Origin of the sequence: Aeromicrobium sp. Root495, assembly GCF_001426755.1 — a bacterium.
Lineage (GTDB): Bacteria > Actinomycetota > Actinomycetes > Propionibacteriales > Nocardioidaceae > Aeromicrobium.
In genome coordinates this window covers 2053517-2076979 of record NZ_LMFJ01000001.1, presented here as the reverse complement: position 1 = coordinate 2076979, position 23463 = coordinate 2053517, and the positions used below count along the sequence as shown (strand labels likewise).

At 71.9% G+C, this 23463-nt stretch carries 17 protein-coding genes and 1 tRNA gene; 10 read left to right on the top strand and 8 right to left on the bottom strand.

Annotation, left to right across the window (positions count from 1 at the left end; all coding sequences use genetic code 11):
- Positions 1-23 precede the first annotated feature (23 nt).
- From ASD11_RS10350 to nudC, 3 genes are read left to right on the top strand one after another with little or no spacing between them, the layout of a single operon-like run.
- On the top strand, positions 24-3251 hold the full coding sequence (locus ASD11_RS10350) for an ATP-dependent helicase (RefSeq protein WP_056286733.1): 3228 nt from the start codon (positions 24-26) through the stop codon (positions 3249-3251).
- A complete protein-coding gene (locus ASD11_RS10345; RefSeq protein ID WP_082554283.1) occupies positions 3248-6349 on the top strand; it encodes an ATP-dependent DNA helicase in 3102 nt (1033 codons plus the stop codon). The genes ASD11_RS10350 and ASD11_RS10345 overlap by 4 nt, the downstream gene beginning before the upstream one ends.
- 53 nt (positions 6350-6402) lie before the next feature.
- Entirely contained in the window at positions 6403-7302 is a 900-nt protein-coding gene (gene nudC, locus ASD11_RS10340) for an NAD(+) diphosphatase (RefSeq protein WP_235503296.1), read from the top strand.
- 106 nt (positions 7303-7408) lie between these two features.
- Here nudC and ASD11_RS10335 read toward each other — a convergent pair whose 3' ends face one another.
- Positions 7409-7657 (bottom strand): mycoredoxin, encoded by a 249-nt coding sequence (locus ASD11_RS10335; protein WP_056288728.1) that lies wholly within the window; start codon positions 7655-7657, stop codon positions 7409-7411.
- A 116-nt stretch (positions 7658-7773) separates the two neighbouring features.
- On the opposite strand from ASD11_RS10335, the gene ASD11_RS10330 reads away from it, so the two are divergent.
- Both ASD11_RS10330 and ASD11_RS10325 read left to right on the top strand, forming a co-directional pair.
- Entirely contained in the window at positions 7774-8346 is a 573-nt protein-coding gene (locus tag ASD11_RS10330) for a thermonuclease family protein (RefSeq protein WP_056286727.1), read from the top strand.
- Between the two features lie 98 nt (positions 8347-8444).
- Positions 8445-10451: an ATP-dependent helicase gene (locus ASD11_RS10325; RefSeq protein WP_056288726.1), complete on the top strand. Its 2007-nt coding sequence runs from the start codon at positions 8445-8447 to the stop codon at positions 10449-10451.
- On the opposite strand, the gene ASD11_RS10320 is transcribed toward ASD11_RS10325, so the two are convergent.
- Together ASD11_RS10320 and ASD11_RS10315 are read right to left on the bottom strand one after the other, a co-directional pair.
- Positions 10448-11800, bottom strand: a complete 1353-nt coding sequence (locus tag ASD11_RS10320; protein WP_235503295.1) for an ABC1 kinase family protein — start codon at positions 11798-11800, stop codon at positions 10448-10450. The genes ASD11_RS10325 and ASD11_RS10320 overlap by 4 nt on opposite strands.
- A gap of 59 nt (positions 11801-11859) precedes the next feature.
- Positions 11860-12672 carry a hypothetical protein gene (locus ASD11_RS10315; RefSeq protein WP_156464679.1) on the bottom strand — a complete coding sequence of 271 codons (813 nt, stop codon included), beginning with the start codon at positions 12670-12672 and terminating at the stop codon, positions 11860-11862.
- A gap of 384 nt (positions 12673-13056) precedes the next feature.
- Here ASD11_RS10315 and ASD11_RS10310 point away from each other — a divergent pair, with 384 nt between their 5' ends.
- Positions 13057-13548: a M48 metallopeptidase family protein gene (locus tag ASD11_RS10310; protein ID WP_056286720.1), complete on the top strand. Its 492-nt coding sequence runs from the start codon at positions 13057-13059 to the stop codon at positions 13546-13548.
- Here ASD11_RS10310 and ASD11_RS10305 read toward each other — a convergent pair.
- Together ASD11_RS10305 and ASD11_RS10300 are read right to left on the bottom strand one after the other, a co-directional pair.
- Positions 13502-14071 (bottom strand): NUDIX hydrolase, encoded by a 570-nt coding sequence (locus ASD11_RS10305; protein WP_056286717.1) that lies wholly within the window; start codon positions 14069-14071, stop codon positions 13502-13504. The genes ASD11_RS10310 and ASD11_RS10305 overlap by 47 nt on opposite strands.
- Positions 14068-15363: a zinc-dependent metalloprotease gene (locus ASD11_RS10300; protein ID WP_056286714.1), complete on the bottom strand. Its 1296-nt coding sequence runs from the start codon at positions 15361-15363 to the stop codon at positions 14068-14070. The genes ASD11_RS10305 and ASD11_RS10300 overlap by 4 nt, the downstream gene beginning before the upstream one ends.
- Before the next feature lie 71 nt (positions 15364-15434).
- Between ASD11_RS10300 and ASD11_RS10295 the strand changes: the two genes are divergently transcribed.
- The 3 genes from ASD11_RS10295 to ASD11_RS10285 all read left to right on the top strand — a co-directional run bounded on the left by ASD11_RS10295 (position 15435) and on the right by ASD11_RS10285 (position 20130).
- Positions 15435-16535 carry a YlbL family protein gene (locus ASD11_RS10295; protein ID WP_235503294.1) on the top strand — a complete coding sequence of 367 codons (1101 nt, stop codon included), beginning with the start codon at positions 15435-15437 and terminating at the stop codon, positions 16533-16535.
- 14 nt (positions 16536-16549) lie between these two features.
- The gene (locus tag ASD11_RS10290; protein ID WP_200940117.1) at positions 16550-17098 is read left to right on the top strand and encodes a PPA1309 family protein; all 549 of its coding nucleotides are present in this window, start codon (positions 16550-16552) and stop codon (positions 17096-17098) included.
- Positions 17099-17289: 191 nt separating this feature from the next.
- Entirely contained in the window at positions 17290-20130 is a 2841-nt protein-coding gene (locus ASD11_RS10285; RefSeq protein ID WP_235503293.1) for a UPF0182 family membrane protein, read from the top strand.
- Between the two features lie 60 nt (positions 20131-20190).
- On the opposite strand, the gene ASD11_RS10280 is transcribed toward ASD11_RS10285, so the two are convergent.
- Positions 20191-21012: an alpha/beta fold hydrolase gene (locus ASD11_RS10280; RefSeq protein ID WP_056286706.1), complete on the bottom strand. Its 822-nt coding sequence runs from the start codon at positions 21010-21012 to the stop codon at positions 20191-20193.
- A gap of 105 nt (positions 21013-21117) precedes the next feature.
- Positions 21118-22500, bottom strand: a complete 1383-nt coding sequence (locus tag ASD11_RS10275; RefSeq protein ID WP_056286703.1) for a serine/threonine-protein kinase — start codon at positions 22498-22500, stop codon at positions 21118-21120.
- Between the two features lie 105 nt (positions 22501-22605).
- Between ASD11_RS10275 and ASD11_RS10270 the strand changes: the two genes are divergently transcribed.
- Positions 22606-22679 (top strand) — tRNA-Met (locus tag ASD11_RS10270).
- Between the two features lie 163 nt (positions 22680-22842).
- Here ASD11_RS10270 and ASD11_RS10265 read toward each other — a convergent pair.
- A complete protein-coding gene (locus tag ASD11_RS10265; RefSeq protein ID WP_056286700.1) occupies positions 22843-23430 on the bottom strand; it encodes a TetR/AcrR family transcriptional regulator in 588 nt (195 codons plus the stop codon).
- Between the last annotated feature and the right edge of the window lie 33 nt (positions 23431-23463).

The following is a 23463-nucleotide window of genomic DNA, read 5'->3' as shown; positions in this document are numbered from 1 at the left end:
GACCGGTCTGCTGGGATGTAGTCGTGCCCCCCGAGTACCGACTGCGACGGCCCACCGCCGAGCGCGTCACGCCTCCCGCGCTGGACCCCTCCCAGCGTGCCGTCGTGGAGCACGTGGCCACCCAGGGTGGCCCCCTGCACGTGCTCGCCGGACCCGGCGCCGGCAAGACCACCACGCTCGTGGAGCTGGTGGTGGACCGCATCGAGGCCGGCGGCCTCTCGCCCGACCAGGTGCTCGTCCTCACCTTCAGCCGCAAGGCCGCCCAGGAGGTCCGCGCGCGCATCGCGCGGCGCCTGGCGCGCACCACGGCCACCACACCGGCCATGACCTTCCACTCCTTCGCCTACGCCCTGCTGCGCTCGGAGCAGGACGCCCAGGACTTCACCGACCCCATCCGGCTCCTCAGCGCGCCGGAGCAGGACGCGGTGATCGCCGAGGTCCTGGCCGGCGTGGACCCGGAGCAGTGGCCCGCCCCCCTGCGCAGCGCGCTGAGGACGCGGGGGCTCGCCACCGAGCTGCAGCGGCTCCTCGCAGCGGCTCGGGCCCAGGGACTCGACGCGCTCGACCTCGAGGAGCTCGGCGCCCGGACGGGGCGCGACGACTGGGCGGCTGCGGGCCGGTTCTTCGACGAGCTCACCTCGGTCGCCGCCCTGGCCAACACCATCGACCACACCGACCTCATCTTCCAGGCCGTCGCCCGGCTCGACGACCCGGCCGTGCGGCAGCGCTGGCGCGAGCGGCTGCGCCTGGTCGTCGTCGACGAGTACCAGGACACCGACCCGCTCCAGGTCCAGCTCCTGCAGGCCCTGGCGGGCGACGGCCGCGACCTCGTGGTCGTGGGCGACCCGTACCAGTCCATCTACGGCTTCCGCGGTGCCGAGGTGCGGGGCATCATCGACTTCCCCGGAGCCTTCCGCGACCGGCAGGGCGAGCCGGCCCGCACCATCACCCTGGAGCGCACCAACCGCTACGGCCCGGTCGTGGCGGCCGCGGTGCGCTCCGTCGTCGAGAACCGGGGCGCCCTGGGTGCGGTCGACGGACCGCAGTTCGAGCAGCTGCGCTCGCCCCGGTCCACCGTCGAGGACCCCGGTGCGGTGCAGGTGCGGACGTTCGTCTCGCCCACGGCCGAGTCCGAGAACATCGCCCTGCTGCTGCGCGAGCAGCACCTGCGGCACCAGCGCCCGTGGTCCGACATGGCGGTGCTCGTGCGCTCCTCGGCCCATCTCAGCCGTCTGCAGCGAGCCCTGCAGGCCGCCGGGGTGCCGGTCGACGTCGCGGGAGACGAGCTGCCCCTCGCGGTCGAGCCCGCGGTCCGCACGCTCATCGCCGCCCTGCACGCCGCCGACACCCTGCACGAGGGCGGTCCGCTCGACCCGGCTGAGGCCGAGGCCCTGCTCACCGGTCCGCTGGGCGGGCTCGACGCAGGCTCCCTGCGGCGCCTGGGCCGGGTGCTGCGTCGGCACGACCACGACACCTGGCCCCGGCCGTCCCGGGTGCTGGTGGCCGAGGCGTTGGCCCAGCCCGGTCTCCTGCGCACGCTGGCCGAGGACGGGCCGGCCGGGGAGGCCGTCGCCGCCGCGGGCCGGGTCGCGGTGCTGCTGGCCCGCGCCGCCGAGCAGATCGGTGCCGGCGAGTCGGCCGAGCAGGTGCTGTGGACGCTGTGGTCAGGCACCTCCTGGCCGCGGCGCCTCCAGGAGGAGGCCGAGGCCGACGGCGAGGGCTCGGCGCGGGCCCACCACGACCTCGACGCGTTGTGCGCCCTGTTCGCCGAGGCGGCCAGGGCCGAGGAGCGCCAGGCCAGGCGGTCCGTCACCGAGGTCGTCCTTGCGCTGCAGAGCCAGGAGATCCCGGCCGACAGCATCGCCCAGGCGGGCGACGCCGGCTCGGCCGTCCAGCTCATGACGGCCCACCGGTCCAAGGGGCTGGAGTGGCCGCTCGTCGTCGTCGCCGGGGTGCAGGACGGCGAGTGGCCCGACGCCCGGGTGCGCAGCAGCCTGCTCCAGCCCGACCGCATCACGCCGCAGGGCATCGGGCCGGCGCCGTCCCCTCGCTCGGCCGTGGCCGAGGAGCGTCGCCTCTTCTACGTCGCCTGCACCCGCACGAGGTCGCGCCTCCTGGTCACGGCCGTCCGCACCACCGCCGACGACGGCGACCAGCCCTCGCGCTTCCTCGCCGAGCTGCACGCCCACGTCATCGGCTCGCCCACGCTCGCCCTGCCCGAGGCGGAGGGCCGTCCCCACCGAGCGCTCTCGCTGCGCAGCGCCGTGGCGGCCCTGCGTCGACTGGGCGAGTCCACCTCCGACGACGCCGTGCAGCAGCGCGTGGCCTCGCTCCTGGCCCGGCTCGCCCAGCACCCGGCCGGCCGCCCGGCCCACCCCGACCGCTGGTGGGGCCTGGCCGAGCGCACCGAGTCCGCCGTCCCCGTGCGGGACCCCGACCAGCCCCTACGGCTCTCGGGCAGCCAGGTCTCCTCGCTCACGTCCTGCCCGTTGCAGTGGTTCCTCGACCACGAGGCCCGCGGTGGCCGCGGCACGTCGTCGGCCCAGGGCTTCGGCTCCATCGTCCATGCCATCGCGGCCGACGTCGTCGCGCACGGCGTCGATCCGGAGCCCTCCCACCTGGCGGCCCACCTCGAGGACGTCTGGAGCCAGCTGGAGTACGCACCCTGGATCGGTCGCCGGGAGAAGGCCGCCGCCGTCGAGGCTCTCGGCCGCTTCGCCGACTGGCACCGGTCCAACCCCCGCACGGTGCTCGCCGCCGAGCACCCCTTCGAGGTCGACCTCGAGGTCGAGGGCCGCGCGGTCCACCTGAGCGGCTCCATGGACCGGGTCGAGGTCGATGCCGACGGTGCTGTCCACGTCATCGACCTCAAGACCTCCAAGAACCCGCCGTCGGACAAGTCCATCGCCGAGCACGCCCAGCTGGGGCTCTACCAGCTCGTGGTGCAGCACGGCGCCGTCCCCGACGCGCCCGACGGCGGACGGCCCGGCGGCGCCGAGCTCGTGCAGCTGCGCGAGGCGGACAAGAAGAACCCGAGCCGCCCCAAGGTCCAGCCGCAGCTCGCCCCCACGCCCGACGTCCCCTTCTTCGCCGTCGAGCACCTGAGCTCCAGCGTGCGCACCATCGTCGACGAGCGCTTCGTGGCCACGGTGTCCGAGACGGCCTGCAAGTACTGCGCGTTCACCCACGTGTGTCCGGCCAAGGACGAGGGCTCGAGCATCCTCGGGCGCGGCGAGGGAGACGGCGCATGAGCATGATCCGCTCCGAGGAACACCTGTCCGAGCTCCTCGACATCCCGTTCAGCCGGCCGCAGCTCGACGCCATCACGGCGCCGCTCGAGGGCACCGGCGCCATCATCGCCGGCGCCGGATCGGGCAAGACCACGGTCATGGCGGCCCGCGTCGTGTGGCTCGTGGGCCACGACGGCGTCGCCCCCGAGCGCATCCTCGGTCTCACCTTCACCAACAAGGCCGCGGCCGAGCTGGGCGTCCGCATCCGGCGCAGCCTCGAGCTCCTCGGGGTCGAGCTCGACTCCGTCCCCACCACCTCCACGTACCACGCCTTCGCCGGTCAGCTCATCGCCGAGCACGGCCTGCGCCTGGGGGTCGAGCCCGACCTGCGCATCGTCACGGACGCCTCGCGGTTCCAGCGCATGGCGCGGGTCGTGGAGACCTACGAGGGCGACCTCGCCGAGCTCAGCACCTACGTCCCCACCCTCGTCACCCAGGCCATGAACCTCGACGGCCAGCTGTCCGAGCACCTCGTCAGCACCGAGGAGCTGCGCGAGGACTCCCTCGCCACCATCGTCGACGCCCTGTCCGACGCCAAGCCCTCGGCCGGGGCCAAGGCGGCGGCCGCTGCCGCGCGCAAGCGCATCGAGCTCAGCCACCTCGTCGACCGGTACCGGGCCGCCAAGCTGAGCGACGGGGTCATGGACTTCTCGGACCAGATGGCCTGGGGCGCGCGCCTGGCGCAGCAGCCCGGGGTGGCCGAGGCCCTGCGCGAGCGCTTCGACGTCGTGCTCCTCGACGAGTACCAGGACACCTCGGTGGCCCAGCGCGACCTGCTCCACGCGTTGTTCGGCGGCCATCCGGCCACGGCCGTCGGCGACCCCGCCCAGGGCATCTACGGCTGGCGCGGCGCGGCCACGGGCAACCTCGAGAACTTCGTGCGGGAGTTCTCCGGCGGGGGAGAGGGTCGGCACTTCTCGCTCGTGGAGACCCGGCGGTGCGCACCCGAGATCATCGGCGCCGCCAACCGGCTCGCCGCCGAGTTCTACGCCACCTCCGAGGTCGTCCAGCCGCTCGTCTCGGCGGTCCGGTCGGTCGGTCAGGTCGACGTCGCCCTGCACGAGACGGTGCAGGAGGAGATCGACGCCGTCGTGCAGGGCATCATCGAGGCCCACGAGGCCGGCACGCCGTGGCGCGAGATCGCCGTGCTGGCACGCGTCACCCGCGAGAACGGCGCCATCGTGCAGGAGCTGCGCCGCCGCGACGTCCCCTTCGAGATCGTCGGACTCACCGGTCTCCTCGACCAGCCGGAGGTGTCCGACGTCCTCGCGCTGCTCGAGGTCGTCGACGACATCACCGCCAACCCGTCGCTGCTGCGTCTGCTCACCGGTCCACGCTTCGCTGTCGGTCCTCGCGACCTGGCGCTGCTCGGACGCCGGGCCGCCTCGCTCAGCGGCCGCCGTTTCGGCCGCGACGAGGAAGCCACCCTCGCCGAGGAGCTGAGCCGTGCGGTCGAGGGCACCGACCCCACCGAGATCGTCTCGCTGGCCGACGCCCTCGACGACCTGGGCGAGCTCGGGTACTCGCCCGAGGCCCGGCGGCGGTTCACCGACCTCGCCCGCATCATCCGCACCGTCCGCGCCCACGTCGCCGACCCGCTGCTCGAGCTGGCCCGGCGGGCCGTCCGCGCCCTCGACCTCGACATCGAGCTCGAGGCCTCCCACGTCACGGGCGGCTCGGACAACCTCGCGCTGTTCCTCGACGCCGTCGCCGCGTACGGCGAGACCGACCGCTACGCCTCGCTCGGTGGTCTCGTGGCCTACCTGCGGGCCGAGGACGACTTCAACGAGGGTCTCGAGGTGTCCACCCCCACCGAGGCCGACTCGGTCAAGCTGCTCACCATCCACAAGTCCAAGGGGCTGGAGTGGGACATCGTGTTCGTCCCGCTCGTCACCAAGGACGTCTTCCCCGGGGCGCGGTCGCGACCCAACTGGACCACGACGGCCGACACCCTCCCGTGGCCGCTGCGTGGAGACCACGCCACCCTGCCGGAGCTGGCCAGCTGGTCGGCAGCCGACCTCACGGCCTTCAAGGCGGCCATCAGGCACGAGTCCCGGCTCGAGGAGCTCCGGCTGGGCTACGTCGCCTACACCCGGGCCCGCACCCGGCTCGTGGTCACCGGCCACTGGTGGGGACGCACGCAGCAGAAGTTCCGCGGACCGTCGGCCTTCCTCGAGAACACCCGCGCGTGGCTGGAGGAGCAGGGCGGCTCACCCGTCCACTGGGCGCCGCAGCCCGAGGACGACGCCACCAACCCGTTGCTCGTGCAGGTCGACGGTGTGCCCTGGCCGGCACCGGCGCCCCGCCTGGAGGCCCGGCACCGTCTCGCTGCCCTCGTGCGAGCCGAGCTCGAGTCGCCGTCGGACCTGCCGCTCCCGCTCGACGAGGAGCTGCAGCAGCTCGAGGACGACGTCGAGCTCCTCCTGCGCGAGGCCGAGACCGCGGCGCGGCTCGAGCGTGTCGTCGACCTGCCGCCCACGGTCTCGGCCACCTCGGTCCTGTCCCTCGCCCAGGACGAGCCCGGCTTCGCCCGCGCTCTCGCCCGACCCATGCCGCGCCAGCCCTCCACCGCGGCCCGCTTCGGCACCCGGTTCCACGCCTGGGTCGAGGCCTACTTCGGCCAGCTTCCCCTGCTCGACCCGTCGGACCTGCCCGGCGCGGGCGATGCCGACCTCAGGTCGGACGAGGAGCTCGACGAGGTCATCGAGCTGTTCCGGACGGGGCCGTTCGCCGACGCGGTGCCCTTCGCCATCGAGGCGCCGTTCTCCCTCGTGCTCGCCGGGCAGCAGGTCATCGGACGGATCGATGCGGTGTTCTCCACCGGCACGCCCGACGACCCGTCGTACGAGGTCGTCGACTGGAAGACCAACCGGCAGGCCACGGCGGACCCGCTACAGCTCGCGGTCTACCGGCTCGCGTTCGCCGAGCTCATGGGCCTGCCCGTCGAGAAGGTGTCGGGGGCCTTCTACTACGTCCGGCTCGGCGAGGTCGCGCGGTTCGCCCCCTCAGACCTGCCGAGCCGGCCCGAGCTCGAACGGCTCGTCACGCCGGCAGGCTGAGGGAAGGTTCCGCTGCGTCCTGCGGTCCTGGCCCGTCTCACTACGCTGGCAGGGTGAGTGACTCCCGATCGCCCTTCGCCTTCTACCGCGCCGAGCACGACCGGGCCGGACACCTGCGCAAGGACGACGCCTGGGACACGCCGGACGTCCGCGTCATGGTGATCGGCGGCGAGCACGTCGCCACCGAGCAGGGTGAGCACGAGGGCGACGGTCCTCGGCTGCGCTGGCTCGACCGGGCCGACGCACCCCCAGGCACCTTCATCTACCTGGGGGAGCGTGACGGCGCGTCGTACGCGGCCGTCATGGTCGGGGGCCGAATCGACGACGGCCTCCAGCCGGTGAGCGTGCGGATGCTGGCGCCGCTGCTCGAGGCGTCCGACCTCTCGCTCGCCGTGCACGCCGTGGGGATGGCGCGATGGCTGCAGTCCATGCCGTTCTGCCCGCGCTGCGGCTCGGCCACCGAGATCCGCTCCGCCGGACACCTGCGCCAGTGCCCTGAGTGCGGTGCGCACCACTTCCCGCGGACCGACCCTGCCGTCATCATGCTCATCACCGACGACCAGGACCGTGCGCTGCTCGGGCACCAGGCGGCCTGGCCCGAGGGCCGCTGGTCCACGCTCGCCGGCTTCGTGGAGCCCGGGGAGACCCTCGAGGACGCCGTCCGTCGCGAGGTCAAGGAGGAGGTGGGCGTCGTCGTCGGCGAGGTCACCTACGGCGGAAGCCAGCCCTGGCCGTTCCCCGCGAGCCTCATGGTGGGCTTCTTCGGCAAGGCCGTCGACACCCGCATCCAGGTGGACCACGACGAGATCGCCGAGGCGCGCTGGGTCACGCGCGAGGAGCTCAAGGCCGAGGGCGAGGCCGGAACGCTCCTGCTGCCCCCGAGCGGTGTCTCCATCTCGAGCTTCCTCGTCGAGCGCTGGTACCGGGAGCCGATCCCGGCATCCTGGTTCTGACCGCTGGGGATCGTCGCGCGAGCCGGGACCGGCCCGCGCTCGTTCCTCGCGCTCGTCCGCTGCGCGGACCCGCTCGGCTCGCCACCGCTCGCCGTACGTCTGACGACTAGGCCAGGGCGAGCTGGGCCTTGACCTGGGCGACCGAGGGGTTCGTGAGGGCGGAGCCGTCGGCGAACACGAGGGTCGGGACGGTCTGGTTGCCGCCGTTGGCCTTCTCGACGACGAGGGCCGAGTCGGGGTCCTGCTCGATGTCGACCTCGTCGAACACGATGCCCTCGCGCTTCAGCTGGCTCTTCAGGCGGTGGCAGTAGCCGCACCAAGGAGTGGAGTAGAGCGTGAACTGCGAGTCAGACATGACAACCTTCTTCAGCCGGTGATGGTGCTCGTGGAGCTTCATCCTGGTCAACGGACCGGGCGTCCGTGCAATTCCCGGTATGACAGGTGCAACTGTTTCATGACATCCTCCCAGCCATGGACCAGATGAAGCGCCGCAGCTCCGTCATGCTCATGGTCGCCATCGTCGTGGTGGGAGGGATCTTCTACCTCGTCAAGGGTGGCTCCTCGAAGGAGTCGGTCGAGCCGGGGGCCAAGAAGCCCTACGACGCGTTCGTCATGACCGTCGGGTCGGTGAAGTCCGACGGCACGTTCAGGGGTCGTGTCGAGCGCACCGGGCGGTACGCGAGCAAGGGCCTGCGTGCCGTGGGCACCAACGACTTCGTGAGTCTGCGCCTCGCCGACCTGCAGCAGCTCGAGCCCGTGCGGGACCCGTGCTGGACCGAGGAGGGGCGCCGGGCCATCGACGACCTGATCGGTGCGCGCATCTGGGTGGAGGCCACGACCGTCGAGCGGGATCGTCGCGGTCGCTTCCTGGTGTTCGCCTGGAACCGCGACGACACCTTCGTCCAGGAGCAGCTGCTCCGCGACGGGAACGCTGCCCTGTTCTCCGGCCGCCTCGACGTCCGGCACCGCGACGTGCTGGGCGCCGCCGAGGAGGCTGCCGCCAAGGGCGACGTCGGACGATGGGGCACATGCGGCTCGTCATGAGCCCGCCCACGCCGCGCTGAACCGCCCTGCGGCGAGGTGTCCCGGGCCGGTCGACGACGGCTGCGCCGCTGTCGTGGGCCCCGTCTAGGGTGGTCTTCGTGCCTCAGCCAGAAGAACTCCTCGCCGCTCTCGATCCCGAGCAGCGGGAGGTGGCGCTGGCCCTCCGCGGCCCCGTGGCGGTCATCGCCGGCGCCGGCACCGGCAAGACCCGCGCCATCACCCACCGCATGGCCTACGGCGTGGCCACGGGGCTCTACGAGCCCACCGAGGTCCTCGCGGTCACCTTCACCACGCGCGCTGCAGGTGAGATGCGCGGCCGGCTCGCGGCCCTCGGCGCTCCCACCATCCAGGCCCGCACGTTCCACTCCGCGGCCCTGCGCCAGGCGCGGTACTTCTGGCCGCAGGTCTACGGCACGGAGTTCCCCGAGATCATCTCCTCCAAGTTCTCCGTCCTCGGTCCGGCCGCCCGCCGGGTGGGGCTGCACGGAGACACCGCCCTCCTGCGCGACCTGTCGGCCGAGGTGGAGTGGGCCAAGGTGAGCAACGTCCGCATCCCCGACTACGCCGAGACGGCCCGCACGGCGGGCCGGCAGGTGGCCGACCTCCAGCCCGGGCAGGTGGCCAACGTGATGGCCGCCTACGAGGAGCTCAAGCGCGAGAACAACCGCATCGACATGGAGGACATCCTGCTCGTCACGGCGGCCATCCTCGCCGACGACGAGCGGGTCGCCGCCCAGGTCCGGCGCCAGTACCGCTGGTTCGTCGTCGACGAGTTCCAGGACGTCAACCCCCTGCAGTCCACGCTGCTGGACCTGTGGCTCGGTGGTCGCGACGACGTCTGCGTCGTGGGCGACCCGCGCCAGACGATCTACTCCTTCGCCGGTGCCTCCCCGAGGCTGCTGCGGGACTTCTCGCGGCGCTACGAGGGTGCCCAGCGCCTCGAGCTCGTGCGCAACTACCGGTCCACGCCGCAGGTGGTGGCGGTGGCCAACGCGGTGTTCCCTCGCGGGACCACGAGCGGCGGGGTCAAGCTCGAGGCGCAGCAGCCAGCCGGTGAGCCGGTCCGCTACCTGAGCCACAGCGACGAGCCCAGCGAGGCGCGCAGCGTGGCGCAGGAGATCGTCCGCCTGCACCGCAGCGGCGTCCCGTACCGGGAGATGGCGGTCCTGTACCGCATCAACGCCCAGTCCGAGGCCTTCGAGGAGGCCCTGGGCGAGGCCTCGGTCCCGTACACGCTGCGCGGTGGCGAGGGCTTCTTCCAGCGCGGTGAGGTGCGCCAGGCGGTCACGCTGCTGCGCGGCCAGGCGCGCGGCGGCGAGCAGGAGGACGGTGCGCTCGTCTCGGAGGTGAGGGCCGTGCTGGCCGCTCTCGACTACCGCGAGGAGCCGCCCGCCGGTGGCGGCGCGGTCCGCGACCGGTGGGAGTCCCTGCACGCCATCGTGTCCATGGCGGCCGACCTCGCCGAGGACAAGCCCACCGCCACGCTCGGCGACCTCGTGACCGACCTCGAGCGCCGTGCTCACGTGGCCCACGCCCCGGCCGTCGACGGCGTCACGCTCTCCACCCTGCACGCAGCCAAGGGCCTGGAGTGGGAGGCCGTCTTCTGCGTCGGCATGCACGAGGGGATGCTCCCGTACGTCCACAACCGCGGCGAGGCGCCCGAGCCCGAGCGGGTGGAGGAGGAGCGTCGGCTCTTCTACGTCGGCGTCACGCGGGCCAAGCGCGTCCTCACGGTGTCGTGGGCGCTCGCCCGCAAGCCCGGGGGACAGGCCCGGCGCAAGCCCACCCGATTCCTCGACCCGCTGCTTCCGGCCGACCACGAGTCGCGCCGGTCCGGTGCGCCCAAGCCGCGGCGCAAGACGGCCGCCGTGCTCGAGGAGCTGGATGCCGGCGACCGCCACCTCTTCGAGCGGCTCAAGACCTGGCGGGCCGAGAAGGCCGCCGACGCCAAGGTCCCCGCCTACGTCATCTTCACCGACGCCACGCTGCTCTCGCTCGTGGCGCACAAGCCGCACGACGCCCGCGAGCTCGTGGGCATCTCCGGGATCGGCCAGACCAAGCGTGAACGCTTCGGCGAGGAGGTCCTGGAGATCATCACCGGCTAGTCGGGATCGGAGAATCCCGGCAGGTTCTCGTCGAGGATCGAGCGGAAGGGCGCGGTGGCGCCCAGCTGGCTCAGGACACCGATGGCGCCGAGCCACACCCGGTGGATCAGCAGGTACTCGGGCGGCAGGTTGATCTTGAGCGAGGTGCCCATGCCCTCGATGCCGGGTGCGCTCACCCGCTGCACCTGGGCGCGGAGCCAGCCACGGCTGAAGCTGAACTCGTCGACGGTGGCCGGCTCGAAGAACGGCGCGATGAAGGCGTTGAGCACCTCGGGCTGCAGGCTCACACCGGGTCGCAGGAAGCCCTCCTCGCGCAGCCCGGCGCTCACACCCTCGGCGTCGCCGGCGATGGCGCGCCGCAGGAGCGGGCCGATGGCGGGCGGGAAGCCTTCGGGCAGGCGGGCCACGGCGCCGAAGTCGACCACACCGAGCCGGCCGTCGCCGATGATGCGGAAGTTCCCGGGGTGGGGGTCGGCGTGCAGCAGGCCCACGCGGCGCGGACCGGACAGCAGGAACTGGGCGAAGAGCAGCCCGTACCGGTCGCGGTCCTCCTGCGTCCCGGCGGAGATGATCTCGGCCAGCGAGGCCTCGCTGTCCATCCAGGAGCTCACGAGCACGCGCTCGGTGCCCGCCACCACGGTCGGCACCACGAAGTCGGGGTCGTCGGCGTACTCGGCGGCGAAGGTGCGCTGGGCGTCGGCCTCGAGCCGGTAGTCCAGCTCCTCGGCCACGCGCTCCTGCAGCTCCTTGAGCAGCGGCTTCACGTCGAGGCCCGGCGCCACGACGGCGAAGAGCCGGCTGAGGCGCGAGAGCTGCTTGAGGTCGCTCAGGAGGGCCTTGGCCGCCCCGGGGTACTGCACCTTGACCGCGACCGGCTCCTCGCGACCGTCCTCGTGCGTCCACGTGCCGCGGTGGACCTGTCCGATGGAGGCCGAGGCGGCAGGGGCGTCGTCGATGGAGAGGCGGTCGCGCCAGTCCTCGCCCAGCTCGGTGGCGAGCTGGCGGTGGACCGTGCCCGGTGGCATGGGCGGTGCAGCGTCCTGGAGCTTGGTGAGGGTCTCGCGGTACGGCCCGGCGATCTCGTCGGGGAGGGCGGCCTCGAACACGCTCATGGCCTGGCCGAACTTCATCGCGCCGCCCTTGAGCTGGCCCAGCACGCTGAAGATCTGCTCCGCCGTGCGGCGCTGCACCTCGGTGAGCACCGCCTCGGCCGGGGCGCCTCCGAGCCGACGGCCCATGCCGAGCGCCGTCCGTCCGGCGAACCCGACCGGCAGCGAGGCCAGCTTGGCTCCTCGTGCGATGGCCGAGGACGGCATCACCTTGCGTTCACGTCGGTCGTCGTCAGCCACCTGTCCAGGATAGGTCCCCTGGCCCGGACCACCCGTCGAGGAGAGCGCGGGTGCCCGGATCAGCTGCCGGCGGGGAAGAGGGAGCAGAGGCAGCGGGGATGGAACGGCACGGTGCTCCTGCTCCGCTCGCCGGGGAGCGGGCCGACGACCGACACGGCACCCAGGCTCGAGGGCCGGACGCCGCCGAGCCAGAGCTCGGCGTCGTGCGCGACCAGCAGGGCCGACTGCCAGGTCACGAGGCGGTGCGCGCGTGGAGCCACGGCGGGACCTGCGTGCCGCTCCAGCTGGGCCAGCACATGGGGCCACGTGGGGTCGGCGTCGGCGCGTCCGAGGTCGGCGCACCGCAGGCACGGGCTGCGGGTGGCCACGACCAGCGGACCGACCAGGACCGTGTCCTGGGCGAGTCGGACCACGAGGACGGCCCCGGCGCGGTCGACGAGGTCGTCGACGGCGTCGCGGGAGGGCTCCGCGGCGCACACCGCCACCACGAGAGTGTCCCCGTCGACCCGTCGGCGGCCACGTTCTCCACAGACCGTGCCGATGGCGCGGGCCAGCTCCTGCGCGTGGGGGTCGACGGCCAGCACGCTCACGGCGATCGGGGCAGCGGGGTCGGGTGCGACCGCAGGGTCGATGGCGGCGCCGCGGGCCAGCAGCTCCAGCACGAGCGCGTCGACGTCTCCCACGTCGAGCGACCGGCGACGGACGGCCCGGCGCAGCCCCGGGAGGTCGTGGACGCCGTCGAGCAGGTGCAGGAAGGCGACGAGGTCGGGCCGGTCGCGCACCAGGATTGCAGGAGAAAAGCCGATCTGCAGATGGCTCGGGTCGCGGCGGAGCACGACGCTGCCAGGTCGCAGGAGAGGACGAAGAGCCATGGGAGGCAGCCTCGCCGTCGGGTGTGCCGGAGAGCCAGCGGCGATCCACAGCGATGGGGCCGAGGGCCTGGCAGGGACGCAGACGCCGGGCCCCGGCCGGGGCCTGCCTTCCCCTGCTGACCGCGGCCGGGAGTCCCGGCTGCCGCTCACCGTAGGGGTGCCCGGGCGGGGTCGTCAACCGACCGACGGTATGGGTTGTCCACGCCTGTGGACAGATCTGGGGACAAGTTGTGCGCATCGCCGGGCGACGGTGTGGACAGCACGTGGACGAGACGTGGACGGCGTGTGACCCAGATCGCTTTTCCTGCCTGCGACGACGGCTCGTGCGCCCGATCGGGGCTGTGGACGGCACGCGTGTCGGACCGCTGTCCTAGGTTGGCACCCATGGGCGACGTAGAGATCCGGCGCAGCGCCAGGCGCAAGCGCACCATCAGCGCGTACCGCGACGGCGAGACCACCGTCGTGCTCGTTCCGGCTCACCTCAGCGCCGCGGAGGAGAAGCGTCAGGTCGAGGCACTCGTGGCCAAGCTCGACCGCAAGATCGCCCGCACCCGGCCCACCGACACCGACCTGCTCGACCGGGCGGCGCGCCTCTCCTCGCTCCACCTCGGCGGGCGTGCCCAGCCGTCCAGCATCCGCTGGGTGTCGAACATGGACAAGCGGTGGGGGTCGTGCACCTCCACCGACGCCTCCATCCGGCTCTCCGACCGGCTGCAGGGCATGCCCGAGTGGGTCGTCGACTACGTGATCCTGCATGAGCTGGCCCATCTCCTGGAGCCCAACCACAGCGCAGCGTTCTGGGCCCTGCTCGAGCCCTACCCGCACCTCGTCAAGGCGCGGGGGTTCCTCGAAGGCGTGTCCTGGCAGAGCCGATGAGCCGGCGCACGTCGTCGTCGCTCGGCTCCACCACGTCGCCGGGACCGAACCAGCGCAGGTCGGCGGACTCCTCGCTGATGACGGCCTGAGCGCCGGGGGGCGCCACGGCCAGGAACTGCACGTCGAGGTGGTGGGTGACCCGCTCGCCGGTCCCGCCGCCGCAGAAGGGCACGGCGTGCCGGGAGAGGAGCAGGGGGACCGGGTCGATCGTGAGGTCGGCGATGCCGCTCTCCTCGCGAGCCTCGCGCAGGGCAGCGCCCGCCAGCGTCCGGTCCTGCGGCTCGCAGTGTCCGCCGGTCTGGAGCCACAGACCTGCCTTGAGGTGCAGCGTCAGCAGGGCCGAGGAGCCGTCGTGCGAGAGCACCACGGCGCTCGCGGTCAGGTGGTCGGGCAGGCAGGAGCGCCACATGGCCTCGGGCTCGCGGTCCAGCACCTCGAGGTAGTCGCGCCGCAGCATCTCCTGGGCGTCGTCGGGGCCGTTCCAGGCGTTCAGCACCTGCACGGCATCGGCGTGCAGGCTCACTCGTCGTCGAGGAGCTTGCCGAGCTCGGTGTCGAAGTCGGCGTCCGTGGCAGGCTCGCGCTGGGCGAAGCCGAGCGGGTCGTCGAGGTCGTCGGCCGACGGCATGAGGTCGGGGTGGGTCCACACGGCGTCGCGGGCGGCCGGACCCTGACGGTCGCGCAGAGCCGCCCAGAGCGTGGTGGCCTCGCGCATGCGCCGGGGACGGAGCTCAAGACCCACGAGCGAGGCGAAGGTCTGCTCGGCCGGACCACCGGTGGCGCGACGGCGACGCACGGCCTCGGACAGGGCGCCCGCGGTGGGCATGGTCTCGCGGGTGGCCTGGTCGACCACCTCGTCGACCCAGCCCTCCACGAAGGCGAGCAGCGTCTCCAGGCGCGTGAGGGCCACCTGCTGCTCGGGCGTGGGCTCGGGGTCGAAGAGACCGTTCTGCATGGCCTCGGCCATGGCCTCCGGGTTGCCGGGGTCGAAGCCCTGCAGCTTGTCCTCGATGGCGCTCGTGTCGATGCGGGTGCCGCGGCCGAACTCCTCGATGGCGCCCAGGATGGCGGGCCTCAGCCACGACGCGTGCGCGAAGAGCCGGTGGTGCGCGCACTCGCGCAGCGTGACGTAGAGCAGGACGTCGGCGGCACCGATCTCGAGGCCGTCGCCGAACTCCGCGACGTTGTGGGGCAGCAGGGCGGCGTGACCGGCCGCAGCGAGGGGCAGACCGATGTCGGTGCTGGAGACCACCTCGCCGGCCAGCTCGGAGAGGGCCTGGCCGATCTGCTGGGCGAACATCGCGCTGCCCGCCTGACGCAGGATGCCGAGGAGCGGGCCGGCCATGGCCCGGGCCTCCTCGGGCAGGGCCTCGCTCATGGCGCCGACGACGTGCTCGGCGATGGGGGCCACGACCTGCTCCCACGTGCCGATGGTCTGCTCGACCCAGTCGGCGCGGCTCCAGGCCGACGTGGACGTGACGGCGGCCGGGACCTCGGTGGCGCGGTCGAGCCAGCCCTCGGCGAGCCTGACCGCGTCGTCGAGGGCGCCCACCTGGCCGCTGTGCGGCGACGGGTCGGGCCCGGCGGCCGAGAGGGCGTGACGGGCGACGTCCTTCACGACCGCGAAGTCGACCGTGCCGTCGCCCGAGCCGCTGAAGAGTCGCTGCATCTGGCCGAAGAGTGCGCCGAGGTCGGGGGCTTGGCCGCCCTGGCCACCCATGGCGGCGAAGATCTGCTCCATGGGTGTGCCCGCGAACGGGTTCTGTCCCTTCGCGGGGTCGTCTCCGGTGGGGTCGTCATGGGGCTCGTCGGGCATGGATCCAGCGTAGCGATCCCGCCCACGGGGCGCGGTCCACGCGGGTTGCCCGTCTTCTCTAGGCTGTGCGGGTGAGTGATCCCGAGCACGACGGCGAGCGCGAGCACGCCGAGGCCATGAACCTGAGCCGGCGCTACGGCACGATGGTGGCGGCCGCCATCACCCTCGTCGCCCTCACGTGCGTGGCGTTCCTCGTGCCGGTCCCGTACGTGACGCTGCGGCCGGGCCCGGTCTTCGACACCCTCGGCGACTTCGACGGCAAGCCCATGTTCACCTTCGGCAAGGGCGTCAAGACCTACAAGACCGACGGCTCCCTCGACTTCACGACCGTCTCGGTGACGCGCGCCGACAGCAGCCTGTCGCTCGTCGACGTCACCCGGGCCTACCTCGACCAGGACATCGCGGTTGTCCCGCACGACTTCGTCTACCCCGACGACCAGAGCGAGTCCGACGCCAAGACCGAGGGTCAGGCGCAGCTCACCAGCTCCAAGGACGCCTCGCGCGTCGCCGCCCTCCGCGCGGCCGGGTACACCGTCCCCGAGAAGCCCGTGGTGGCCGGCGTCGTGAAGGACAGCGCGGCAGCGGGGAAGCTCGAGGCCAAGGACCGGATCGTCACGGTCGACGGCACCAAGGTGGCGTCGTCCGCCGCCGTCGTGAAGGCCATCCAGACCGTGAAGCCCGGCCAGGTCGTGACGGTGGGCGTGGATCGCGACGGCAAGGCGCTCGACGTCGAGCTCACCACCCGCCCCGACGCCCAGGACCCCACGATCCCTCGGGTCGGCATCACGATCGCCACCACGTACGACTTCCCGATCGACATCGTCAACAACGTCGGAGACCAGGTGGGCGGACCCAGCGCCGGCACCATGTTCGCGCTCGCCATCTACGACCGACTCACGCCCGGGTCCCTCACCGGGGGGCTCCAGGTGGCCGGCACGGGCGAGATCACCGCCGACGGCACGGTGGGACCCATAGGCGGGATCCGCCAGAAGATGGCCGGAGCCGCTGCAGCGGGCGCCGAGGTGTTCCTCGCACCCGCCTCCAACTGCGACGAGGTGCGCGGGGCCGACCTGCACGGGCTCGAGGTCGTGAAGGTCTCCACGCTCAAGGACGCCATCACCGACCTCCGGGACCTGGCCCAGGACAAGGACGCGACGGTGCCGCGGTGCTAGGCGGCGAGGGGCCGGTGGAGCCCACGCCCGACGGACCCGTCGAGCCGCTGCCCAGCACGCCGGCTCGGCTCGTCGCGCTCGAGATCGAGCAGCACGTCGGCGACGACGGCTGGGACCAGCGCCCCCGGCTCTTCGCCCTCGTCCGCACCGCGCTGCTCGCCCAGCAGGAGCCGGGGCTCGCGATGCAGCTGGCCGTCTCCCTGCGCGACAACCCCGACGGCCTCACCCCCATCGAGCAGGAGGACCTGCCACCCGGCGCCACCTTCGAGGACGCGCTCGAGAGCATCGTCTGGCCCGACGTCGTCGACGGCTGTGCTGCCGTCATCGAGCGCGTCATGCTGCCGCCGGGCGCCGAGGACGAGCTGCCCGAGGACCCCGCTGCCCTGGCGGAGGCCGTGGCCGCCCATCCGGAGCGACGCGACGTCCGGCTCGTCGCCGTCGTCACGCGAGACGGCGAGCGTCACAGCGCCGTGCGCGGCCGCGAGCCCCACGGCGCCCAGCTCCTCGAGGGACCCGACCTGGTCCCCGGCCTCGTCGAGGCCCTGTCGCGCACGTTGACCTGACCTCCCAGCCGTTCGCCTGACGGCTGTGTCCTAGGACTCATGACCTAGGATTCAGCCAAGGCCGCCCACCTCGGAGCTCCGGGGAGCTCACGTCCGAGCCCCCCACCTGGAGCCCCCTACCCAGGAGCACTGTGAGCGACATCTTCGGTACCCCCCAGCCCCGTCCCCGCCCGGGCGGAGGTGGAGGTGGAGTGGACAAGCGCCGGCGCGTGCTCGTCCCCACCCTCGTGACGCTCGCCGTCCTGCTGTTCCTCGGGTCGGTCTTCACGAGCGTCTGGACCGACCGCCTCTGGTTCCGCTCGGTCGGCTACTCCGACGTCTTCAAGACGGTGCTCCTCACCCGCCTGAGCCTCTTCCTGGTCCTGGGCCTGCTGTTCAGCCTGTTCGTGGCGCTCAACGTCTACCTCGCGTACCGGTTCCGGCCCGCGGCACCGCCCATGCGGCGCGACGACCCGGCCTTCCGGTATCGCCTCGCGCTCAACCCGGTGAAGATCCCGGTGCTGGTCGCGGCCACGATCGTCATCACGGGTTTCGCCGGCTCGGTGGCCTCCAGCCGCTGGGACACGTTCCAGATGTGGCGCAACGGCGGCTCGTTCGGCATCAAGGACGCGCAGTTCGGCAAGGACGTCGGCTTCTACACCTTCGACTACCCCTGGCTGCGGTTCCTCTCCTCGTACTCCTTCGCGATCATCGTCGTGAGCATCCTGGCCGTCGTCTTCGTGCACTACGTGTGGGGCGCGGTCCGCTTCTCGGGCCGCGGGCCCACCTTCACGAGGGCCGCCCAGGTGCAGCTCTCGGTCCTCATCGGCCTCGGTGTGCTGCTGCGCGCGCTCGGCTACTGGCTCGACCGCTACGCCCTCGTCATCAAGTCCTCGGGCCTGGTCGACGGCGCCACCTACACCGACATCAACGCGCGGCTCCCCGCACGCAACATCCTGATCATCGTCGCCATCCTGTGCGCGATCCTGTTCTTCTCCTCCATCATCATCAAGTCGTGGATTCTGCCCGGCATCGGCCTGGGGCTCATGCTCCTCACCTCGGTGCTGCTCGGCGGCATCTGGCCGTACGCCATGCAGTCGTTCCAGGTGAACCCGTCCGAGCCCGACAAGGAGGGCCCGTACATCGCGCGCAACATCGAGGCCACCCGAGAGGCCTACGGCGTCGCCGACACCCAGCGACAGCAGTACGACGCCAAGACCGCGCTGACGCCGCAGGAGCTCAACCAGTCCGCCGAGTCCCGTGTGAGCAGCCGCCTGCTCGATCCCACGCTCGTCTCGGAGGCCTTCCAGCAGCTGCAGCAGGTCCGTGGCTACTACACGGTCCCCAGCACGCTCGACGTCGACCGGTACAAGCTGGGCGACAACCCGCAGCCGCAGGACGTCATCATCGCGGCCCGCGAGCTGAGCCTCGCCGGCCTGCAGAGCAGCCAGCGCAACTGGAACAACGACCACACCGCGTACACGCACGGCTACGGCATCATCGCCGCACGGGGCAACCAGCGCGGCGACCAGGGCGATCCGGCGTGGGTCGAGAAGGACATCCCGCCGCAGGGCGACATCCCCACCAAGATCCCGCCGCGGATCTACTTCGGCGAGCAGTCGCCGTCGTACTCCATCGTGGGTCGCGCCTCGGGCGACGCGCCCATCGAGGTCGACATCCCCGGTGGCGGCTCCGACGACGACACCGACGTCAAGGACGTCAGCAAGAACACCTACGACGGCAAGGGCGGCGTGCCCATCGGCTCCTCGTTCAACAAGCTGCTCTACGCGTTCAAGTTCGCCGAGCCCAAGATCTTCCTGTCGGGCCGCGTCAACGAGAACTCCAAGATCCTCTACGACCGCGAGCCGCGCGAGCGGGTCAAGAAGGTCGCCCCGTGGCTCACCCTCGACGGCGACTCCTACCCGGCGGTCGTCGACGGCCGCCTCGTCTGGCTCGTCGACGGCTACACCACGAGCAACTCCTACCCGTACTCCGAGCACCGCTCGCTGCGGACCGCCACGTCGGACTCGCTCACCGACGGCCAGACCCAGGCCGCGCTGCCGACCGACGAGGTCAACTACATGCGCAACTCGGTCAAGGCCGTGGTGGACGCGTACGACGGCACCGTGAAGCTCTACCAGTGGGACACGAAGGACCCCATCCTGAAGACGTGGATGAAGGTCTTCCCGGGCGTGGTCGAGAAGAAGTCGGCCATCTCCGAGGGCCTGCTCGAGCACCTGCGCTACCCGGTCGACCTCTTCAAGGTGCAGCGCGACGTGCTGCAGCGCTACCACGTGACCGACCAGCAGGCGTTCTACAACGACGACCAGCGCTGGAAGGTCCCCGCGGACCCCAACAAGAAGAGCACGCTGCAGCCGCCGTACTACCTGACGATGAGCCGCCCGGGCCAGACCGACCCGGAGTTCTCGCTCACGACGGTGTTCCAGCCCAACAACCGCAACAACCTGGCGTCGTTCGTGTCGGTGAACTCCGAGGCCACGAGCGACGACTTCGGGAAGCTGCAGATCCTCGAGCTGCCCAGCACCAACGTGATCGACGGACCGAGCCTCGTGGCCAACTCCATCGGCACGGACAAGGGTGTCTCGTCGGCGCTGCTGCCGTTCGAGCAGAGCAAGCAGGCCAACATCAAGCGCGGCAACCTGCTCACGCTGCCGGTCGGCGGCGGACTGCTCTACGTCCAGCCCGTCTACATCGAGCGAAACTCCACGGCCGGCTCCTACCCGGTGCTGCAGTTCGTGGCGGCGTCGTTCGGCGACAAGGTCGGCTTCGGCCAGACCCTGGAGGAGGCGCTCCGTGTGGCCCTGGGCCTGGAGGAGGGCACCATCCCGGCCGACGACGAGGACGCCCCCGCGGCCGAGGACGACGGTGGGACCTCCACGAGCAAGACCACGTCGCAGTACCTCGAGGACGCCTCGCAGGCCTACAGCGCCGCACAGACGGCCCTAAAGGACGGCAACCTCTCGGAGTACCAGGACAGGATCCGCGAGATGAACACGGCGGTCGAGAACGCCCAGAAGGCGCTCAAGAAGTAGCCACGCACGACACGACCCCCGCAGGAGGCCCTGCGGGGGTCGTGTCGTTCTCGAGATGACCTATCGCGCGAGGAAGTCGAGCAGCGCGGCGTTCAGCTCCTCGGAGTGGCTCACGTTGAAGCCGTGGGGACCGCCCTCGACGACGTGCAGGGTCGCGTCCTTGACGGCCTCCGCCGTCCGCCGGCCGGAGACCTCCAGGGGCACGATGGCGTCGGCGTCGCCGTGGATGACGAGCACGGGGACGTCGATCTTCGTCAGGTCGTCGCGGAAGTCGGTACGACCGAACGCGTCGATGCAGGCGACGAGCGCCTCCTGCCTGGCGGGCTGGGCGAGGTCGAGGGCCTGCTGACGCTGGTCCTCGGTGACCTTGAGCTCGCCGTCGGCGCTGAAGAAGTTGCGCGTGAAGCCGTCCAGGAAGCCCGCCCGGTCCTCGTCGGCACCGGACTTCATGCCCTCGACGTCCTCGTCGGCGAGGCCGCCCTCGGGGTTGTCGTCGGTCTTGAGGAGGTACGGGGGGACCGCACCCGCGAAGACCGCTGAGCGGATGCGCTCCGAGCCTCGGGTGCCGAGGTAGCGAGCCACCTCGCCGCCGCCCATGGAGAAGCCGACGATCGTGGCGTCGGAGACGTCGAGGTGGTCGAGCAGGCCGGCCAGGTCCTCGCTGAAGGTGTCGTAGTCGTAGCCCGAGTCGGGCTTGTCCGACGCGCCGAAGCCGCGACGGTCGTACGTGATGACGCGGTAGCCGGCAGCGGTGAGCGCCGGGACCTGCTCGGACCACGAGGCGCCGCTGAGGGGCCAGCCGTGGATGAGCACGACGGCGCGGCCGTCTCCGCCGGAGTCGGTGTAGCTGAGGGTGATGCCGTTGGACTGCGTCGTAGGCATGAGAGCCCTTCCAGTGGGGGAGGTGGTGGGACTCTCTCGACGCTAGTTGCGCAGGTCGGACCTGCAACCCGGGACGGCCCTGCGACCAGGATGTTCAGGGAGTGTTCAGGCCGCGACGGCGCTGGCGCCGGCGATGCGGTAGCTGTCGCCCTCGGGCTCGAGGGTCAGCGTCACTTCCTCGGTGCGGTTCTTGCCTTGGTAGGTGTAGCTGTAGACGTAGGTGACGTCCATCCGGTCGGGGTGCGGCGTGATGGACGTGACGCGCACGTTGCTCACCTTGCCCCAGAACGCGCGGTAGCCCTCGAGGCCTCCGCTCGCGCGCTGGTAGGCGGGGGTCAGCAGCGCGTAGCCGCGCTCGGGGTTGTTGCCGGCGGTGTCGAGGTAGTCGGTGGCGAAGGACTCGAGCGACGCGGCGGCGCTCGAGGGCGAGGCCTCGGCCGAGGAGGGGCCCGGGTCCTGCGTCTGGCTGGCTGTGGTCTCCGGCTCGTCGCCGCCCCCGCGGTTGAGGGCGAAGGCGGTGCCGAGGACCGCCACCACGGCCACAGCGGCGGCGACTCCCCGCAGGAAGGTGCGGCGCTCGGGACTGGTGGGGGCCTCTCGGGCGGCGCGCGCCGGGATGGCCCGGGTGGGCTCCGGCAGGTCCATGGGGGCCTCGGGGGCTGCGGGGACGACGGCGATCGGTCCGGTGGCCTGGTCGGCGTCGTCCTCGAGCGCGGCCAGCCGACCGGCCAGGGTGGCGGCGGTGGGCCGTTGACCCGGCTCGCGTCGCAGGCACGCCGCCACGAGCCAGGCCAGCGGGTGGCCGTCGGGTAGCTGCGGCGGGGCCTCGTCGACGATGCGCTCGAGCATGGCCAGAGGGTCGTCGCCGCCGAACGGCCGCTCGCCGGTGGCGGCGTGGAAGACCGTGGCCCCGAGCGACCACACGTCGCTCGCGTGCGTGGCCGAGGAGCCCTCGGCCACCTCGGGCGCGAGGTAGCCCGGGGACCCGGTGACGATCCCGGTGCTCGTGAGCGCCGTGTCGGAGATGGTGCGAGCCACGCCGAAGTCGGTGAGCTTGGGCATGCCCTGCGGTGTGAGCAGGACGTTGGACGGCTTCACGTCGCGGTGGACGATGCCGGCCGTGTGGGCCGCGGCCAGCCCGTCGACGATGTTGCGGACCAGGGGAGTGAGGCGGTGCTCCGGGACGGGTCCGGACTCGCGGACCAGCTCGGCGAGGCTCCGTCCTTCGACGAGCTCCATGACGAGCCACTCGCGCCCGTCCTCATCGTCGGCGACGTCGTAGACGGCCACGACGGAGGGGTGGCGGACGCTGGCCGAGAGCCTCGCCTCACGCTCGGCGCGGGCCGTGTCAGGACGGTCTGTGCCGGGGGTGAGGCCCAGCTGCTTGAGCGCGACGTCGCGCCCGAGCACGTGGTCGTGCCCGAGCCACACGTCGCCCGTGCCGCCTCGTCCGATCTTGCGGACGAGCTCGTATCGATCGTCGATCATTCGTCCCCCTGTCGCTCTACGGTAGGGGGTCCACCCACCAAAAGCCCGTTCACATGACCCCGATTTGGATCGTGGCGCAGCACCGGGTAATGTTGACCAGGCCGACGCGGGGTGGAGCAGCTCGGTAGCTCGCTGGGCTCATAACCCAGAGGTCACAGGTTCAAATCCTGTCCCCGCTACGAATGGAAGTCCCGGAAGTGCCAGATCACCTGGCATCTCCGGGATTTTCTGCATCCAAGGACAATGCGGCGATGTGGGCTTGTCGGAACCGCGCCAGGCGATGTCGGAGGAGGGGTGACCTCGGCCTCCCGCCTCCGCTGGTCAGAGCTCTGGGCACGACAGCTAGACGAACACGCCTGCCGTACCGATGCGTACGCGGCGGCGTGCCGCGTCGCGGTCGTCGTGGAACCGGTCCAGACCCCACGACAGAGTGGTGGCCAGCTCGAAGACCTCTGCTGCCGTGATGTCCGGATGTGCCGTTCCGGAGGCCTTCGCCGCGTCGAGCAAGGCGTCGGTCCGCAGGAGCAGCGGGTTGGTGGCGGAGTTCATGGAGGAGTCGGGGTCGCCCTGAGCGGTGGCGACGCAGTACGGCAGGTCGTGCCAGATGCGGAGCTGCCAGACGAGGTGGAACAGCCACTCGGAGAGCGCCTCCTTGGCGGGGAGATCTCGGGCGAAGGTGTCCGACTCGGTGAGTGCCTCCTCGACGTTGGCGCGCAGAACGGCCGCGAGCAGGTCGTCGCGGACGGGAAAGTTCCGGTAGAGGGTGGCGTTTCCGACCCCGGCGCGCACGGCGATGCCGTCGAGGGGCGCCAGCACGCCCTCGGTCTCGAAGACCTCGCGGGCAGCGGCCAAGATGGCGTCCCGATTGCGGCGGGCGTCGGCGCGGAGGGCGCGAGAAGGCTGCGTCGAGGCATCGGTGTCGTTCGTCACGAGCGGCCTTCCTTGATATCTGGGGATGTCCCC